Annotated in this window: 11 protein-coding genes; 6 read left to right on the top strand and 5 right to left on the bottom strand. The window is 66.9% G+C overall.

Annotated elements, in window-relative coordinates; all coding sequences use genetic code 11:
- Positions 1-66 precede the first annotated feature (66 nt).
- The 3 genes from ACBJ59_RS60545 to qatC all read right to left on the bottom strand — a co-directional run bounded on the left by ACBJ59_RS60545 (position 67) and on the right by qatC (position 5,131).
- The gene (locus ACBJ59_RS60545) at positions 67-2,847 is read right to left on the bottom strand and encodes a TrlF family AAA-like ATPase (protein ID WP_375118988.1); all 2,781 of its coding nucleotides are present in this window, start codon (positions 2,845-2,847) and stop codon (positions 67-69) included.
- A gap of 536 nt (positions 2,848-3,383) precedes the next feature.
- On the bottom strand, positions 3,384-4,142 hold the full coding sequence (locus ACBJ59_RS60550) for a TatD family hydrolase (protein WP_228011238.1): 759 nt from the start codon (positions 4,140-4,142) through the stop codon (positions 3,384-3,386).
- Positions 4,139-5,131: a Qat anti-phage system QueC-like protein QatC gene (qatC, locus tag ACBJ59_RS60555; protein WP_375118989.1), complete on the bottom strand. Its 993-nt coding sequence runs from the start codon at positions 5,129-5,131 to the stop codon at positions 4,139-4,141. The genes ACBJ59_RS60550 and qatC overlap by 4 nt, the downstream gene beginning before the upstream one ends.
- Positions 5,132-5,258: 127 nt before the next feature.
- On the opposite strand from qatC, the gene ACBJ59_RS60560 reads away from it, so the two are divergent.
- The 3 genes from ACBJ59_RS60560 to ACBJ59_RS60570 all read left to right on the top strand — a co-directional run bounded on the left by ACBJ59_RS60560 (position 5,259) and on the right by ACBJ59_RS60570 (position 7,987).
- Entirely contained in the window at positions 5,259-5,861 is a 603-nt protein-coding gene (locus ACBJ59_RS60560) for a hypothetical protein (RefSeq protein WP_375118990.1), read from the top strand.
- A 70-nt stretch (positions 5,862-5,931) separates the two neighbouring features.
- Positions 5,932-7,482, top strand: a complete 1,551-nt coding sequence (locus ACBJ59_RS60565) for an ISKra4 family transposase (RefSeq protein WP_375118991.1) — start codon at positions 5,932-5,934, stop codon at positions 7,480-7,482.
- A gap of 235 nt (positions 7,483-7,717) precedes the next feature.
- Positions 7,718-7,987, top strand: coding sequence for a hypothetical protein (locus tag ACBJ59_RS60570; protein WP_375118992.1), 270 nt, complete (start codon positions 7,718-7,720; stop codon positions 7,985-7,987).
- Positions 7,988-8,432: 445 nt separating this feature from the next.
- Here the strand turns inward: ACBJ59_RS60570 and ACBJ59_RS60575 are convergent, their stop codons facing one another.
- Positions 8,433-8,864 carry a hypothetical protein gene (locus ACBJ59_RS60575; RefSeq protein ID WP_228011239.1) on the bottom strand — a complete coding sequence of 144 codons (432 nt, stop codon included), beginning with the start codon at positions 8,862-8,864 and terminating at the stop codon, positions 8,433-8,435.
- A gap of 305 nt (positions 8,865-9,169) precedes the next feature.
- The gene (locus ACBJ59_RS60580) at positions 9,170-11,182 is read right to left on the bottom strand and encodes a P-loop NTPase fold protein (RefSeq protein ID WP_194244258.1); all 2,013 of its coding nucleotides are present in this window, start codon (positions 11,180-11,182) and stop codon (positions 9,170-9,172) included.
- Between the two features lie 744 nt (positions 11,183-11,926).
- Between ACBJ59_RS60580 and ACBJ59_RS60585 the strand changes: the two genes are divergently transcribed.
- Genes ACBJ59_RS60585 through ACBJ59_RS60595 form a run of 3 tightly spaced genes read left to right on the top strand, consistent with a single transcriptional unit; the run spans position 11,927 to position 18,166 of the window.
- Positions 11,927-13,948 carry a TerB N-terminal domain-containing protein gene (locus tag ACBJ59_RS60585; protein ID WP_375118993.1) on the top strand — a complete coding sequence of 674 codons (2,022 nt, stop codon included), beginning with the start codon at positions 11,927-11,929 and terminating at the stop codon, positions 13,946-13,948.
- Entirely contained in the window at positions 13,945-15,252 is a 1,308-nt protein-coding gene (locus ACBJ59_RS60590; RefSeq protein ID WP_375118994.1) for an ATP-binding protein, read from the top strand. The genes ACBJ59_RS60585 and ACBJ59_RS60590 overlap by 4 nt, the downstream gene beginning before the upstream one ends.
- The gene (locus ACBJ59_RS60595) at positions 15,224-18,166 is read left to right on the top strand and encodes a DEAD/DEAH box helicase (protein ID WP_375118995.1); all 2,943 of its coding nucleotides are present in this window, start codon (positions 15,224-15,226) and stop codon (positions 18,164-18,166) included. The genes ACBJ59_RS60590 and ACBJ59_RS60595 overlap by 29 nt, the downstream gene beginning before the upstream one ends.
- Positions 18,167-18,178: the final 12 nt, after the last annotated feature.

The raw sequence follows: 18,178 nt of genomic DNA on the forward strand, positions 1-18,178 counted from the left end.
TGATCGACTGGCTAGACACCGACGATCATCAGGGGTCGCGTTTGTCATCTCCGCACCGGGGCGCTCCTACTCGGCCACTCGACCCAGGGGTGCAGCAGTCTCATCAGCCGAGAACGCAACGGCCTTGACGTCCACCCGGACCTCAGGAAGATCAATCGGACCGACGTGCGGGCGACCTGTCGCCTTGACGCGGATGCAGTCCTCCGCGCTCTCCAAGACGATGATCCGGTCGGCATTGCCCAGTACGGGGATGTTGGGGTTGTGGGTGATGACGATGAGCTGACGCTTCCACCGGCTTTCCCGCAACTGGGTGACAATGAGTTCGGAGATCAGGGTGGTGTCCAGATCGTCTTCTGGCTGATCCAAGATCAATGGCTCGGTGCCTTGGTGGAGGACGAAGCTCAGCATGGCCGCGCTGCGCTGGCCCGGTGAGCCGTGCAGGACGTCATGCCAGTCGCCGTCTCGTTCTGGATCTCCATTGTTCTTCAGGAAGCGCATGGTGAGGACGTCGTCAGCCACGGTAGTGGCCACGCGGATGCGTACGATCCGGTCGAGCTTGCCCAGCTTGCTCCACCAGGCCGGCCGGATCCGCTCCGCCGTGTCCTCGTTGATGCGACCGAGAAGGGCGGTGTAGTGATTCGAGATCAACGCGGTTCGCCAGAGCTCCAGCCTCTCTTCGCGGGATGCGGCGGGACCGGTCCACAGCCAGCGGGCGAGTGCCCGGACCTCCTCGATGTAGCCGTCGCTTCGCAGGTTGAGGATCTCGCGTATCGTTCGCGCCCATCCGAGCCAGTCGGACAGCGGGATGAGGTGAAAGCGCAGCGTTTTGCTGCGCGTGCCGACGTCATCGATGAACCGTAGGCGCCGCTGTGTACGGCGGCCATGGACGAGTGCCAAGGCTTGCCAACTGTTCGCGATCAAGGTCGTGTGCCCACGCGATTGTTCAGCCAGCGCCTCCAATGCGTCCAGCCGCTGGCGAACGGTAGTGAGTTCCTCCCGCAGGGCAAAGTACTGCTCCGGATCCACACCGAGTTCGCTCAGCTCGGCCTGGTATTCCGTGTCGTCATCGCGTGCCTGCTGGACGCGGGCCGCCCAGTCCCCTTCCCGCCTGGACAGGCGGGCGTCCGCGGTGCGGCTCGCCGACTCGGAAAGGGCGGTGAGAAGGGCGTTCCGCAGGTTGGACCGGATCGTGACGAGGAGTTCCCGGTGGGGGTTGTCCTGCCCGGCGGACTCCGCAGCAGGCAAAGCCCGCTCAACAGCGTTGCGTATCTCGTCGATGGAGCGCTCCAACTCGCCAGCAGTCGCTTCCAATCGCTCATGTTCATTGAGAACGGCCTCGTTGGCGCGGCGCCGTTCCTGGGTGGCCGGATTGTCGAGGTGGGCCACCTGCCTGGCGAGTTCGTTGACGCGGGCATGAAGTTCAGTGCGCTGCTGTAGTTCCTGCTCCGTTTGCAGGTGCTGAGTGACGAGAAGGTGGCAGGCGTTCTCGGCCTTGGTGAGCTCCGTCATGAAGTCGGTTCGCCTGCCGTCGCCGGAGGCGTCCAGGGCCTCGTCTATTAGGGAGAGCAGGTGGCGCGAAGCGGTGTAGGGATCGTCCGAGTCGGGGGTTACGCGTTCGTACAATTCCTTCTGGCTGAAGACCCGAACTGGGAAACTGGTCAGCGTGGTCGTCGAGCCCCTATGTGTTGTCCGCCCTAGTGACGCACTCCATTGCGCGGTCTGCGTCTCGCCGGAAACGGGAAGATGGTGGATAGCGGCGAGCTCGGCTTCGGCGAAGATTCTTCGGTTGAATTCGTCGAGATCGGCCTTCACCTTGTCGGGCAGGCTGGTGGTGTCGCCGTAGATACGCCGAATCGCCGAGACCACGGTGGATTTACCGGCGCCGCGCCCGCCGATCAGCACGTTGAGCCCGGGGGAGAACTCGAGGTTCAGCCCTCGCCGGGAATTGCCGAGCGTACCGCCCAGTGCGACGGATTCGAGCCAGGGATGGGTCACCAGGTTAGGGTTACGTTCAGGATATCTGCCGAGGCGTTCGTCCCAGTCACAGATGATACGCGCGTCGTAGTCGAGGAACGCCTGGCGCAGGCCCTCCATGGAGGGCTCGGCCATGCGGATCCAGGTGAACCGCATGCCCAGCCTATCGACCGAGTAGGCGTCTGAGGTGCTGACGAACGCGAGACGTTCGAGACAGGGGAAATCGTCGAGGTCACGCGTACGGAAACGCTGATTCCACGCCCGGTCGGCCCGGTTCGAGGAAATGTCCCCGACGTCGATCGCGGAAAGGTTGTCATGATGAAGTGCCTGCCACCGGGCGGTGCCCTGGACAGTCTTCTTCGAGGCGATGCCGTTGTCGTTGAAGGCGTGCGGGGCCACGGCCAGCCAACCAGGGGGAAGGTCGTCGAGGATCTCCTTGATAGTGCGCGGGGACGGGGCAGGTCGGCCGGTGGACGGATTCAGCGGAGGGGAGTCCTCGTCGAAGCCGCAGGTGCGCGCCAGCAGGATCTCGATGTCGCGCTCGGTCTTGTTGAGGTCTCCGATGAGCAGCAGGTGGACACCATCAGAGCCAGTGCCCGTGGTCACCTCGACGCCAGGGAAGACGAAGACTCCGGCACGCCGGCCAGCGGCGGCCATCACCTCGATCCACGCGCCGGTGTGGTGGTCGGCCAGTGCGATGACCTCTATGCCGCGTTGCTTGAGCGCCGCCATGTATAGATCGGCAAAAGCCTCCCGGTTCTGCGCTCTCATCGCCGAATCGGGATGATCGAGGTCCCCCGCCCAGTCGGTGGGTCGTTTGAAGTCCCACGCAGGCGTCGCCACCTGGAGATCACACTTGAACCATCGCGACATCCAACCCCCTGGGGTATTTGCAGAGAGGTCACGTAAGTGCCACTTGAGAAATGGCGCGGCAGGCATTACGCGAAGCTGAGCAACAACAGAGGTTACAGCGTCTACAGGGGCGTCTGCGGTGACATCAGGGCAATACCCAGTCTCTTAGCGCGATGACACAACTCCTCGTATAAGCGCATATCCATACAAAAGGGATGCTGTGGCCAACCGGATCTTGATGCGGGGTTTAGCCCGGCTGCTGGCGCCTTTCGACCGAAGCTTGCTGTGGTGGTATGCCTTGCGCCGGGTGCGACAGTCCTTACAACAACCACCGCGCCTACCAATTCCTCGATCAAGCGACGCGCTGAGCACCGCCTCGGACCGATGCGGCTCCAGAGCGCATCATCGACCTGCGCATGCGCCCCGAAATCGCGGAAGCGTTCCAGATCCAGTCCCCGGCGCGGCCCCTGCTCACGATTCCTCGGCCGGGGACGCTGGTGATGCGGCTGGCGATGGTGTGCGTTCTGGACGTCGGTGTCGGCAGTGCAAGCTGCCCGTCAGGTCGGTGGTGGTCCGCTGTCTGCACCGCGAAGTCGCTGTTGGTTCTGCGTGACCGCCGTGTGCGCTTCATAGGCCGATGTCCCCCAGAACTGGGCGAGATGATCGAGTGTTCCGAGGAGATCAGATGGAACGGCTGAGCGGGTTCCACAGCGCGCGAAGGGGCCGTCGGTTTCCAGCAGTACACGGTCTGGCGGAAGCCGTTGCAGCAGCGGCAGAGCTTTCTTCGACCGAGTCATGGCCGGATTGATCGAGAACCACAGCCCTGCGGCAAGTGCGTCGTCCACAGCGGCCAGAGGCCCGGTGTACCAATGCAGAATCGCCGGCACCTGCGCTTGCACCAGTCGAGTGATGGTCTCACGCTCGGCACCGCGGCTGTGGACGGTGACGGGCTGGGTCCGTGTCTGGAGGTCAGCCAGGATCGCCTCGAACACGCGAAGCTGCTGCTTGCGGGTTGCCGCCCCGGCACGAGAGAAGTCGAGTCCGATCTCGCCGATCCACGTAGCCTGCGGCAAGAGCCGGAGAAATCGGGCGAGATCGTGAGGGGATGCGCCTCCTGCGCGAAGTGGGTGGAAGCCCAACGCGACGTCGACACCGTCGCGTCGACCAAGGCGGGTCCGCAGGAGGCGGTACTTGCCAGGGTCTTCAGTTACGGCGATGACGTGCACCCCGGCGGCGTGCGCGTTATCCAGGACCGCGACCGGGTTGTCGTAGGCATCGAGATGGCAGTGGGTATCGGTCAACACCGGAGTCGTCACGATCGAGATTCCAACAGCTCGGCCAAAGCCCCGCAGGCTCCGCTGGCTAGCCAGGCGCGAAGCTCCGCAAGCCCTCGTCGCCAGACTCCGGTGAAGGCTGCGCGTTCGCCTTGTGGGAGCGGGCCGTTGCGGAGAACGTCTCGATCCGGTCGATCCGCGAAGGCACCGGCCATCACAGCCCGCAGGTCCGCTCCGCGGCGACTGCGGCGGTTAAGAAGGATCGTGCAGTCCTCCTCGGCGAACACGTCGTAGGCGTACTCGTCATTGTCCCATCTGACGTGCGCCAGCGACGCGCGGCGAATCAGGCAGGGGAAGCAGTATCCGCAGTTGCCTTGCTTGCGGCCTACGTACCGGGCGGTCTCAGGATGCGAGCAGGAGATGCTCAGCGGTGCCAGGCGGCGCAGCAGCTCGATGTTACGAGATTCGGCAAGCATTTCGCCCTTGGTTCGCAACCGGTACGGGTTGTACACCGGGTTCGACACGCCGACCGCGGTGGCGGCGGTACCGAGTTGGTGCATGAAGTGTGGGTGGGTGGTGCGGGTGCTCGCGCTGCCAACGCGGGAACGAGTGAGGGGCACGTTGATGCCGATGAAGCCGTTCTCCGGTACGTACACCGGCGTCTTTGATCCCTCAGCGGCGGCGAGGGCCAGCGCGGCGGAGAGGAAGAGCAGTGACCGAGATCGAGTGGTGTTCTCGCGTGGTCTAGGCAGCGAGCGTGCTTGGTGGCTGTTCGCGGGGGCGGGTCGCAGATAGAGGCGGCGGGAGGCGATGCGCTCGCCGCCGTAGTGTGCGTTGAGCTCGTCGAGGAGGAGCTGTTGTGCGGAGGACGCCTGTCCGCCTTCGTGGTGGGACAGCAGGCACAGTCGCCGCTCGGAATCTTCTTCTAGAAGGTCAATGACGCCACACAGCGAGTCGAGGCCGCCGGAGAACAGGCATATACCGTCCACGTCGAGCCCAATCGGCCTGCCGGCAGTGGGAACGCCGGCCACACCAGCGAGTGGGTGGCGATCGGAATTGGGTGTAGCTCTTTCTCAGTGAGTGCCTGAGCTGGGCTTTTGTCGTCGTGACTGTTTAGTCCGGGAACCGCCTTCTACTGTGAGTGCAGACGGTGAGGCGGTGGTGACGGTGGGCTCGTTGCTGGAGGAGCTAGCACGGCGTGAGGCTGTGGCCCGGCAGCGGATCGCGGAGATCCGCGAGCAGATCGCCGCCTTGGAGTCACGGCTGGAGGATGAGCACGACCGGTTGTCGCGGCTGGTGATCACGCGGGAGACGGTGGAGGAGATCCTGGGCGAGGCGGCCGAACTGGTCAGTGAGTCCATGGAAACGGCCGAAAGTGCAGGCGGGGGCATCGACGCGGCCGGAGCGGTTCCGGTACGGCCGCCGGTGCTCGGTGTGGTGACGGTGCCGCCGTGGCAGCCGGGAATGAAGGCGGCGATGCTGCCGCGCGCGTACCGGGACGCGGTGGAGATCATGACCGATGCGGGGCGTGCGATGCGGGCCGGGCAGATCGCGGTGGCGATGGGCTTGCCGGATGAGGCCGCCAAGCGGGAAGGGCTGCGCTCGAAGCTGAAGCGGCTGGTGGAACGCGGCTGGGCGCAGGAGGAAGGGCCGGGGTTGTTCATGGTGACCGAGCCGGTGGCGCGTGAGGTGTCCGGGCAGGGCGACGGAGGGTCACGGGACGGCATCGCGGCGTCATCTGCTTCGTCACCGGACGGGTGATTGCGGCAGGGCTCTTCCACCGTCAGGTTCAAAGGTGCCAACCAATCGTCCCCGGCGAGAGAAGAGCCCTATGCAGGCACCGTACGACACCGGCCTGGCCGCTGACGTCTTTGCGGAGGCGAGGAACACCTTCAACTGGCTCATCGGACAGCTCACCGACACGGCGTCCGGCATGCTGACCCATGACCGGCTGGAAGAGACGATCGTCGAGCAGGGCCGTGAGCTGCAACGCCAACTGCTGCAAGCACACCTTGATCTGCGGGCGCTGCGCGAGCGGCAGCAGGCGCAGCACGCCCGCCAGGACGCGGCCGCAGAAGCATCCGCACAGGTGATGGGGTCCGACGGCGTGCTGCGGCCACGGCTGGAGACAGGGCATCACCGCCTGCTCGCCACTCTCGTCGGGACGGTGACGGTCACCCGGTGCGCCTGGCGCGCCCCAGGGGTGCGCAATCTCTATCCGGCCGACGCCGCCTTGTCGCTGCCGGCGGTGCGGCACTCGGCCGGGCTGGCCAAGCTCGCGGTCATCGAGACGGTGCGCGGCTCGTTCGACGCCGCGCACGCGGCGCTGGCCGCGCGCTGCGGCAACGTGATCGGCAAACGGCAGATCGAGCAGGCGATCGTGGCGGCGGCGGTCGATGTCGACGCCTTCTACGCCGCGCGGACCGTGCTGCCGTGCACGGCCTGCACGGTGCTGGCGATCAGCGTGGACGGCAAGGGCATCGCGATGCGCCCCGAGGCGCTGCGGCCCGCGACCGCCAAGGCCGCCGCCCGCGCCCGCGCCACCTTCCGGACCCGGCTGGCAGCGGGCGAGAAACCGGCCCGCAAACGGATGGCCACCCTCGGGGTGGTCTACGACGCCGAGCCCGCGCCCCGCCGGCCGCACGATGTGATCGCCGTCCCCGGCGGCCGGGCCGGGCAACGCCTGCCGCGCGCCAGACCGTCCGCGATGCGCAAGTGGCTGTGCGGCTCGATCATCACCGGCCCCGCCGCAGTGATCGCCAAGGTCTTCGACCACGCCCAAGCCCGTGATCCCGGCCATGCCCGTCCCTGGGTCGTGCTCGTCGACGGAGCCCGCCACCAGCTCGATCTGATCACGGCGGAGGCTGCCCGCCGCGGTATCGGAGTCGGCATCGTCATCGACTTCGTCCACGTGCTGGAGAAATTATGGGCTGCCGCCTGGAGCGTGCATCCTCCCGCGGCGCCGGCCGCCGAGGACTGGGTCGCCGGTCACGCTCTGGCCCTGCTGGCCGGGCACACCGGCCACGTCGTCACCGCACTGTCCGGCCAGGCCGCCATCACGGCCACCCACCGCCGCGACGGCATCGACGCGTGCATCCGCTACCTCACCAACAACCTCGAGTATCTACGCTACGACCAGGCGCTGGAGGCGGGATGGCCGATCGCGACAGGCGTGATCGAAGGCGCCTGCCGCCATCTGATCGCCGACAGATTCGACCTCGCCGGAGCACGCTGGGGCCTGGCCGGAGCCGAAGCCATCCTGAAACTCCGCTCCCTGATCGCCAACGGTGACCTCGACGAATACTGGCGTTTTCACCGCGCCCGGCAGCACGAACGGGTCCACCAGAATGACTACCAGGACGGATACTGCCTCACGGCTTGATCACTCCGGTCGCTGAGGAAGAGCTACACCCAAATCCTTTGAGGTTGTAGTCGAGCACCGACTACGTTGATCCGACATGGGTCGAAGCCGTCCTCCCCGCCGTCTTGTCGTCGGATCGCTCACCTACCGCTGGGGAGCAGGTCATCGTCACGAGCGCTACCAGGACGAGGCAGGTCTCCCACGGTATGACTGCCGGGAGGTTCTGCGTCTCCGGCAGGTGGGAGCCCCGGGCCAGTTGGTCATCGTCTTCCATGGAGGGCCCGGCCGTCTGGTCAAGGACGGTATGTTCCACGACGGCGGAGTGCTACGAACCAGCGACAGCGCTTACCTCAACCTGCACCGCCCAGGGGTGGTCCGTGCCTTACTGGACGAAGCCCTGGAGCGTGGCCACGACTTCGCGACTGCCAAACCAATCGAAATCGACGGGTGGGAACTCGTCGATGGTGTGCTGGGACGCCTGCGCCCACCCGATCAGCCTGCACCGCAGGGTGATCAAAACTTGTGACCATCCAGACCCGCGACAGAGGTAGTCGCCACTCCTCTGATAGACCTCAACAACCCAGATCAGACAGTCCCTGAGAGGGAGCTACACCCATCGGAATTGTAGGGACTGATTTCCCAGTGGTCGCCGGTCAGAAACCGCAAGGCCGCCTCGAAGCCAGCGCTTTGCCAAGCGGCAATGTCTTCGACGGGAAGCCGGAGGGTAACTTCCCTCGTCCAGGAGTCCGGTGTGCCGCGCCGTCGGGTGGTCTTGTCTGCGCAGTACGCAGCCGCGCCCAGCAAGAGGAGGTCAGCAGCCGGCCGGGGTGGTCGCCAGCCAGCGAAAAACTCGGCTCCGGCGCTGCTGGTTTGGATCGTGGCTGAGGTCCGCCCCGGGGCCCAGTCGAGTAGGCGGAGGCCGTCGGGTTCGGTCACCGAGGTGGTGAGATCGGTTCGCACCAGGTAGGTGGTCACTGTATGTCTCCGTCCAGTCCCTGCAGGGCCTCGTAAGTCATGCGGACGGTATCCTCAGCAATCCGGTGTCCCTCGGGGCCAGCCCAGTCAACCGTGAAGGGGTCGTTGGGGATGCGCAGCGAGACGAGGACCTGAATGATCTGGCGCATTTCCTCGTCGGCTTGGCGCACGGCGTGCGGATCGGTGATGCGGCTGAGGCGTTCGGCTATGACAGGAACCCGGTTGTAGACGTACTGGGCGAGGAACGTTTCCAGCAGGGTAAGCAGGTTCTCCCGCGAGACGGTCATCTCGGCGGTGTCGGTCAGCTCGGTCCACGTATCGGCGTCACCGAAGACCTCGTCCAGCACGTCGCACGCGGCGTCGCGGGCGGCTTGGGAGTCCAGGTCGTCGCCGTCTCCCGCGATGAAGGTGATCAGTTCATCAAGCACGTCGAATCTGGTTCGGCCAACGAGAGCGGCCAGTCCCAGTGAGGTCAGCGTGTTTTCAAGCCCAGTTCCGCCGACTCCAGCGAGCAAGGCGCCGAGGCGCTGGACGCCACTGCGTCCGGCATGGGCACCGGCTGCAGCACCAGCAGCTCCACCCAACACGGGAATGTGGCGAGAGAGCACCCGCTGGGCATACATGCGGGTGCTCGGAGATCCGGAAGTGAGCCCACGTACGTAGGACGCGGCCGCGTGTTTGAGTGGGGTCCACGCTCCGCCGCTGCCTGCGGCCCGATCGGTAGAGGTGCCCATCAGCGCCGGCCGCTGCGTCGTTGTGCTTCACGCGCGGCGCTGATCACGCCCTTCAGTCCGGAGGTGTCGCTGCTCTCCCAGCGGTCCAGCAGGGCGGACACCGTCGGGTTATCGGCAGGCAAGCGAAGGACGGCGTTCCCAGCTTGTCCGCGCGGGACGGCCTGGGGTGGGATCCGCATCAAGGCGTCGCAGATGGCCGACAGGGTGTCGGGCGCCCGCTCGGCGAGTTCGAGCGCGGCGATGAACGCCGGACCGCCGGGTCGCCGCGTCAATATCTCCACTAACGCCTCCACGAGCTGGACACGTTCGTCGTCAGGGAGCTTTGCGATCTCGTCACACGCGTGGCGCCGCAGACCGGCGACCTCGGTCTGCACCCTGGTAAGCAGCTCCTGCAGGTGCGGAGGCAGTCGCGTGACGGCGACGCCGAAGGCGAGCTTGTCGCGGGAGTAGGTGAAGTACGCCCTCAGGTCTACTTCGCCGAGCGGAGGCTCTAACCGCAGCCACGCACGTACATGCGGTTTGTCCGCCCACGCCCGCACCTCTTCGGCGACCTGCGGCTGTTTGGCAGCTCTCCGTCTCCGATTAGAGGTGGGTGATCGGCGGGCACTCGAAGACTCGTCGGCGGTCTTGCCTTCCTTCGGAGGTGACGTGTCCTCATCGGTCTCCGATTCGGTGGTGGTCGATACGGCTCGCGTGATGGATTCCGCCGCCCCAAGCTCCGGGATGGAGCCGGGCGAGGTGAGTTGCCAGTCGAACAGGCGCTGGAAGTCGCTGAAGTGTTGTTCCTCCAGGACCATTAGCTTGGCCAGCACGGGCAGGTCGAGGGTGATCTTCCGGCGCTGCGCGCTGCGGTGCTTGAGCAGCAGGTTGTTGAGAAACCGTTTGAGCTGCCTCGGGTTCCCGCGTAGTCCGCCTCCGAGCACCTCAATGATGCTGGCCGCCCAGTTCAGGTCGCGCACCAGGTCGGGCGGCACGTCGCCGAGGACCGCTCCGGCCACGCCGATGTTGAACGCTACCTGTAGGTTGCCGACTTCGCGGCGACGACGGGTTTCGTCCACAACCTTGCCGAACTGCTCGTTGTCGAGATGCAGTTCGGCCAGTAGCAGGTTGACGTAGGTGTCGGCCTCCGGAGCGGACAGCGGCGGGATGGCCACCTTGAGCTGCAGCATCTTCTCCAGATAGTCGGCTCCAATTCCGGTGCCGTCGGGCCGCCGCAGTTGTGGGTAGCGCGAGTCGATTGCGGACTCAACAACCGCCTGGTTGGCCGCCAGGACGTAGGCAGTCTTGGGTGTGTTGAGGAACAGCCGGATCGCCTCGAAGGTGTCCACCACGGTTTCGGACAGGCATCGGTCGAGGTCGTCGATGAACACCACCACCGCGTCGACATCTTCCAGCGTCGTGATGACCTTTGCGAACTCCGTCCGGAACCGCCCTGCGTCCGTAATCGCCTCAGCTGTGCCGTTGCCCAGGGCGACCTCCTTGACCTTGGGGTCTTCCAGCAGCTTGTTGACTTCGCTCGCCGTAGCGTTCACCGCAGCCTTCGTCACGTCCAGGACCTGCGGGTCCATGCTTGGGTCCATCGCTTGGATCGCGAAGGGAGCTGCGGTCTGGGCGGCGGACACCGCGACCCGGCCGCCCCTGCGTCCCCACCGGCCGAGCCCTTGGGCGAACCTGCGGAGCCTAGACACCTGTTCCTGCTGATCGCCGTCGGCTCGCGCGCCGACCGCGTCGAGCACGGCGGTCATCAGCGCGACCTTGACGTCGTCGTAGTCCTCGTACTGCCAGGGGCTGAACTGGACGCACACGTACCGTGACGGCGACTCTTCGTCGTCACGGATCTTCAGTAGTTCCTGCCGCGTGATTCGCATCAGGCTGCTCTTTCCCGAGCCCCAGTCCCCAAGGAGGCCCACCGTCAGCGGGAGCAGCCGTGGCTCGGTGAGCGCCACGAACAGCGTGTCCACCAGAAAGTCGAAGCCGAGAAGATCTACCTCGGTTTCGTTGTCCGCCCACATAGCCTCGCTCCGTCCAACGCGCCAGCTTGACGTATCCGCTTCTCGGTGGCCGCCAACTGAAGGCGGACATCGAGGATAGATCGCTATTAGCGTCGATGGTAATTTGACAGACATATCGACGTGGACTGCGCTCTGTCGCTGGTCGATTACTCTAGCGTGATGGGCGTGTTGCGACCCATGGCGGCAAGTGGCCCGTTGTCCTACCAGCAATGCTCTACTCGAGTTGTTGCGGTGCGTAGAACGGAGCCGGTGGGATCAGCGAGATGTACCTAGTGGCAGTGGGCGTCGGCATGCGCGATCTCGTAAGTGACGGCGCTGTACCACTCACCCGGAACGCGCGCGGTTACCCCATTCAGCAATCGACGGACGGGCTTGGCGGCCTCTCATTGCGATATCGGGCGGACCGAAACCATCAATAAGTGCTGCTGCAGTGCGTCGGATCGGTAACAGGCCCTCCTGCTGGTGCTATGAGGAAGAAGGGACTGATGTTTTCGATGTGGGGGACGGCCCGGGTGCTGCGGGTCTATGAAACTTTGAGCCGGGTGGGCTGAGCAGGAGTGATCAGTGAGCTTCTTGGACCGGTTCCGGCGTGAACCCACTCCAGCGACGAGGACCACTCCGCAACCTGCATCCACCCAACATCCGTCCTCTGCCCGCCCTGGTCGCCACGCGATGCACGCTTCTGTCCCGCCGACGCCGCAGGCTCGTTCGTACACTCCCGTAGATCCATGGCTGCGTCCGGGAATGGGAGTAACCATCGCGGGCTACAACATCGTCGGCGGGCTCCTCTACGTCGGCACCCAGCTGGCCGCGCCTTCGGGCTACACGGTGGACCCGGCGCTGATCAATCCGGCATTGCCCGTCGACCTGCGTCAACCGGACTGGGGCGGGCGGGGTTTGGACTATTGGCCGTCGTACAGTGACATTCCGCCGCAGTCGAGGGCGGCTTATTTGGCCTGGCTTGCGGATGGGCGGCGTTTTCCGCAGGCGCCGATTGGCTATGTGTTTCTCTACTTCTACGGGCTGGAACGGCGGGTGCTGTGCGACCTGCAGCGGGACCGTTCCACTGCGGCGTTCGAGTTGCCGATCATCCATCAGGAAGTTCGGCGCCTGCTGGCTATCTACGGTGGTCACAAGGCATTCAAGCGCTACGTGGGACAGTTCGAGCAGGTGCTGGACATGTTCACGGCTGAGCCCTCCGCGAAGGCGCCAGCGCCGACACGTGACTACCCGCCCCCGTTACGGCTGCGCGCCGGTCTGGGAGCGTTCGCTGCTCAAGGCGTACCTGTGCCTGCTGATTGGGCGTTGACCTGGATTCGCTCGCATCCGGAGTACTATCCGCGTACTCCTGCCACCCGCTGCGCGGCCGACTTCGACGCGCTCTTCGTGCGGCGCTACGCCGCTCGCTACGGTCAGGGGCTGATCGTGCGACCGGGCCGCAAGGAGGTCACGCTGGACTACCGGCCCGCCAGTGCCGGCTTTCGCGGGGTCGCCGAGCTGACCCTGCCTGGCATCCCCGATGTGCTCGGATATGCCGCGCCGACGCGGAAGCTGGTCGCGCTGGCTGACGAGTGCACCGCGGACCTGGAGGCGTACAGCCGTTACCTCGGCCGAGTGCCCGATGGGCAGCGTTCGGTCCAGGCGCAGGCGCTGCTCCCGGTCGAGCTGGCGAACCTGTCCGGCGGCGGTGCCGGGCAGGCGATCGCGTGGGCGCGCCACCGGCTCGGCGCGCTGGAGCTCGCCGTCGTACCGGTGGGAGAGTTCTCGGCCTTCATCTCCTCACCTCAGGTGGCGAAGCCGGCCAAGAAGGACGTCGTTGCTCTGGCGCAGGTGCTGGGGCGGGCGGGGGTCGGCGTCGAACCTGACCCGCGTCTGGGCGGCGCGGTGCTCACCTCGGGATCCATGGTGTTGTTCGCGGCGCCAGACGGCCCGACGGTGGCGGCCTCCGACGCGTACCAGGCGGCGACGCTGCTGCTACACCTGGCGGCGGCGGTCAGTGCCGCCGACGGCGACTTCGACGGGACCGAGCAACGCCACCTGAGCGACCATCTGGAACGGGCGCTGCACCTGACCGCCGACGAACGGCGGCGCCTGCACGCGCACCTGCGCTGGCTGACCGTCACCTCGGTCAAGCTCACCGGCCTGACCCGGCGCATCGCGGGCATCGATGCGGGCCAGCGCCAGTACGTGGCGGAGTTCCTCACCGCGGTGGCCGGGGCCGACGGCCGGATCTCGCCGGACGAGATCAAGACCCTCACCAAGATCTACCGCCTGCTGGAGCTCGATCCCGCTCTCCTGCCGACCACCACCAAGCCCGCCCCGGCGACGGAACCGGTCATCGTCCGCCCAGCGCAGCCAGAACGCGGCTACGCCATCCCGCAGCAAGCCGAGCAGACCGTCGCCCCGCTCGTCCGGCTGGACGAGGCGGCGATCGCGGCCAAGCTGGCTGAGACGGCACGCGTCGGCGCGCTGCTGGGCTCGATCTTCACCGAGGACGAGCCCCCGCCGGCCGCCGCACCGCTGCCCGCCGCCGCGCCCGTGGCAGGGCTCGACGGGCAGCATTCCGGGCTGGTACGCCAACTGACCTCGGCGGAGCAGATTTCGCGGGCGGAGTTCGAGCAGCTGGCGGCCCGCTGGAAACTGCTGCCGGACGGCGCGCTGGATCGCATCAACGAGGCCGCCTACGAGCTGGCGGGCGAGCCGCTACTGGATGGTGACGACCCGATCTGGGTCGACCGGAACCTGCTGGGAGAGATGCTGACGTGACTTCGACCGCGATCCGTCCCCGAGAGCGTGACGCCCTGCTGCAGTCCCTGCGGGCCGGAGTCGTGCCGCGCATCGGGCAGCGCCACATCCAGGTGGGACGCGAGCCCGAGGTGAAGGCGCTGGTGACCGACATCGACCGGATCTCCGACGGCGGTTCGGCGGTGCGGTTCGTGATCGGCGAGTTCGGCGCAGGCAAGACGTTCTTCCTGCATCTGGTGCGCTCGGTCGCGATGGAGAAGAAGCTGGTCACGGCACATGCCGACCTCAACCCGGACCGGCGCCTGCACTCCAGCGGCGGTCAGGCCCGCGGCCTGTACGCCGAGCTGATGCGCAACCTGGCCACCCGCGCCAAACCGGACGGGGGAGCGCTGAGCAGTGTGGTGGAACGTTTCGTCTCCACCGCGCTGGCCGAGGCCCAGCGGACCGGCACCGACCCCTCCCAGGTCATCCGGGCCAGACTGGCGCATCTGAGCGAGATGACCGGCGGCTACGACTTCGCCGAGGTCGTCGGCGCCTACTGGCGCGGCCACGACGGCGGGGACGAGCAGCTCAAATCGGCGGCTGTGCGCTGGCTGCGCGCCGAGTACGCCACCAAGACCGAGGCCCGCTCCGCGCTCGGCGTGCGCACGATCATCGACGACACCACCGTCCACGACCACCTGAAGCTGATGAGCCGCTTTGTTCGGCTGGCCGGCTATGACGGGCTGCTGGTGTGTCTGGACGAGATGGTCAACCTCTACAAGCTGGCCTCCACCCAGGCACGCAACTCCAACTACGAGCAGATCCTGCGCATCCTCAACGACACTCTGCAGGGCACCGCCGCCCACCTCGGCTTCGTCTTCGGCGGCACGCCGGAGTTCCTCGCCGACTCTCGCCGCGGCTTGTTCAGCTACCCGGCCCTGCAATCACGGTTGGCCGAGAACACCTTCGCCGCCGCAGGGCTGGTCGACTACTCCGGCCCGGTGCTGCGCCTTGCCGCGCTCACCCAGGAGGACCTGTACGTCCTGCTGACCAAGCTGCGCCACGTCCAAGCCGGCGGCGACACCGGCCGCTACCTGCTGGCCGACGACGCGCTGGCCGCGTTCATGTACCACTGCGCCAACCGCATCGGCGAGGCCTACTTCCGCACCCCGCGCACCACGATCAAGGCGTTCTGCGACCTGCTGGCCGTGCTGGAGCAGAACCCGGGCGTGGACTGGCGGCAGATCCTGCCCTCGGTGGAGCCGGTGCCGGAGGCCAACCCCGACCTGGCGCCGCTCGAGGAGGAGCCCGGCGATGACGACCTCGCCTCCTTCCGCCTCTGACGCCTTTGACCGCCTGCACCCCAAGGTCCAGCAGTGGATCTGGCAGCAGAACTGGCGCGAACTACGCGAGGCCCAGGAAGCCTCCGTCGCGCCGATCCTCGCGGGCGACCGTGACGTGCTCATCGCCGCCGCAACCGCCTCCGGCAAGACCGAAGCCGCGTTCCTGCCGATCTGCTCGGTTCTGACCGAGCAGCCGGACACCGGAGGGTTCGCCGCCGTATACATCAGCCCGCTCAAGGCCCTCATCAACGACCAGTACGGCCGCCTCGATCAGCTCTGCGACCATCTGGGCATCACCGTTTCCCGCTGGCACGGCGACGTCGCCGCCTCATCCAAGAGCAAGCTGCTCGACCGTCCCCGGGGCATCCTGCTGATCACACCGGAGTCGCTGGAGGCCATGTTCGTCCTGCGCGGCTGGAAGATCCGCGACCTGATGGCCGGCACCCGCTACCTCGTCATCGACGAGCTGCACTCCTTTATCGGCACCGAACGCGGCGCCCAGTTGCAGTCCCTCATGCACCGCCTCGACCTGGCGGCCCGCCGCCGCATCCCCCGCGTCGGTCTGTCGGCGACCCTCGGTGACATGGGCAAAGCCGCCGACTACCTGCGCCCGCGGGCCGGCGACGACGTCACCGTGATCGTCTCCAGTAGCGACGCGCAAGAGCTCCGCCTGCAGATCCGCGGTTACGTCCAGACCGCGCCCACCCTCGACGCGCGCGCCCGCGCCGCCCACGAAGCCCTCGGCGAGGAGGTGGCCGCCGACGACGTGGCCACCGGCGACCGGCTCGCCATCGCCGACCACCTGTTCACCACGCTGCGCGGCTCGCACAACCTCGTCTTCGCGGGCTCCCGCGCCGCCGTCGAGGACTACACCGACCTGCTCAACCGCCGCTGCGAGGACGCCCGCGTACCGGAGGAGTTCGTCCCGCACCACGGCAACCTGTCCAAGGACATCCGCGAACACGCCGAAGCCCGCCTCAAGGACCACACCCGCCCGGCCACCGCCGTCTGCACCTCCACCCTGGAGATGGGCATCGACATCGGCTCCGTCACCTCCATCGCGCAGCTCGGCGCCCCACCCAGCGTGGCCGCCCTGCGGCAACGCCTCGGCCGCTCCGGACGCAGAGGCGGACCCGCCATCCTGCGCCTGTACGTCAGCGAACCCGAAGCCACCCCGGCCATCCACCCGGCCGACGAACTACGCGCCCAACTCGTGCAGTCCATCGCCACCATCGAGCTGCTCCTGCAACGCTGGTACGAGCCCCCGGCCGCCGAAGCCCTGCACCTGTCCACCCTCACCCAGCAGCTCCTGTCCCTCATCGCCCAGCACGGCGGCATCACCCCCGCCGACGCCTACCGCACCCTCTGCGGGCAAGGCCCCTTCCGCGCCGTCGACAGCCCCACCTTCGCCACCCTGCTGCGCGACCTCGCCGCCGCCGACCTCATCCGCCAGGAGAACGACGGGCTCCTGCTGCCCGCAGAGACGGGGGAGCGGCTGATCAACCACCACACCTTCTACGCCGCCTTCGCCGCCCCCACCGAATACCGCATCGTCACCGAGGGCCGCACGCTCGGCAGCCTGCCCATCGAACAACCGCTCCCGGAAGGCAGCCTGATCATCTTCGCCGGCCGCCGCTGGCGCATCCAGGCCATCGACACCCACGCCAAGCTCATCGAGGTCACCCGCGCCTCAGGCGGCCGCCCGCCCCGCTTCACCAGCGCCGGCCCACTCGTCCACGACCGCATCCGCACCACCATGCGACGCCTGTACGAGGACACCACGGTCCCGGCCTACCTGGACGCCACCGCCCAGAGCCTGCTCGCCGAAGGCCGCGCCGCCTACCGCCGCCTCGGCCTGCACGACACCCCGCTCGTCGGCTACGGCAACGACACCCTGCTGTTCCCCTTCCGCGGCGACGCCATCATGACCACCCTCGGCCTGGCCCTGCACGCCTACGGCGTCGACGTCGTCCGCTACGGAGCCGCGCTGCTGATCAGCGACACCTCCCCGCAAGCCGCCGCAGGCCTCCTGGCCGACCTGGCCGTAGAAGGCGTGCCCGACGCCCTCGCCCTGGCCGCACTGATCCCCGACAAACGCGTCGACAAGTACGACGACGTCATCGGCGAGGAACTCCTCACCCGCTCCTACGCCCGCCGCCTCGACGTCACCGAGACCCAGCAGTCCATCACCGCTCTCGCCGCCACCACTGACCGCACCCGAGCGGTCAACCTTGACACGCCCAAGGTTGCCGCACCGCCGCGCCGGCACCGCATCGGCTCGCTACCGTACGCCGTCGTGGACGTCGAAGCCACCTGTCTCGACACCCGCAAGGCCCGCATCACCGAAATCGCGATCATCCGCCTGCACCCCGACGGCAGCGAAGACCGCACCTACTCCACCCTGATCAACCCCGGACGCCGACCAGGCCCCACCCACATCCACGGCCTCACCGAGGACGACCTGGCAACAGCGCCTCACTTCCCGCAAATCGCCGGAGACGTGGCGGCCATGCTCGACGGCGCGATCGTCGTCGCCCACAACGTCCGCTACGACACCGAAGTCCTCAGCACCGAATTCGCCCGCATTGGGTACGCCCCCGACAACCTCATGACCCTGTGCACCCTGAACCTGGCGCGCCGCTTCGGGCCGCCCCTGCCCTCCCACCGCCTCGCCGATTGCGCCGCCGCCGAAGGACTCGGCAACGGCACAGCACACCACGCCGAGAGCGACGCCCGAACATGCGCCACCCTGCTGCAGATCTACCTCCAACAGGCAACAGCACAAGGACTGCAGTGGCTCGATGAGCTTGGCGCCACCGGACAACTTCCGGCGAGGCCGTGGTGTCCGGCACCCGTTTCCGCCCTCGCCCGACGCCGTGTTATGTCAGGGCGAGAAGACCTTCATGAGCCGTAGTCGAATGGCACC

It is taken from the genome of Nonomuraea sp. MTCD27, assembly GCF_041950495.1.
Lineage (GTDB): Bacteria > Actinomycetota > Actinomycetes > Streptosporangiales > Streptosporangiaceae > Nonomuraea.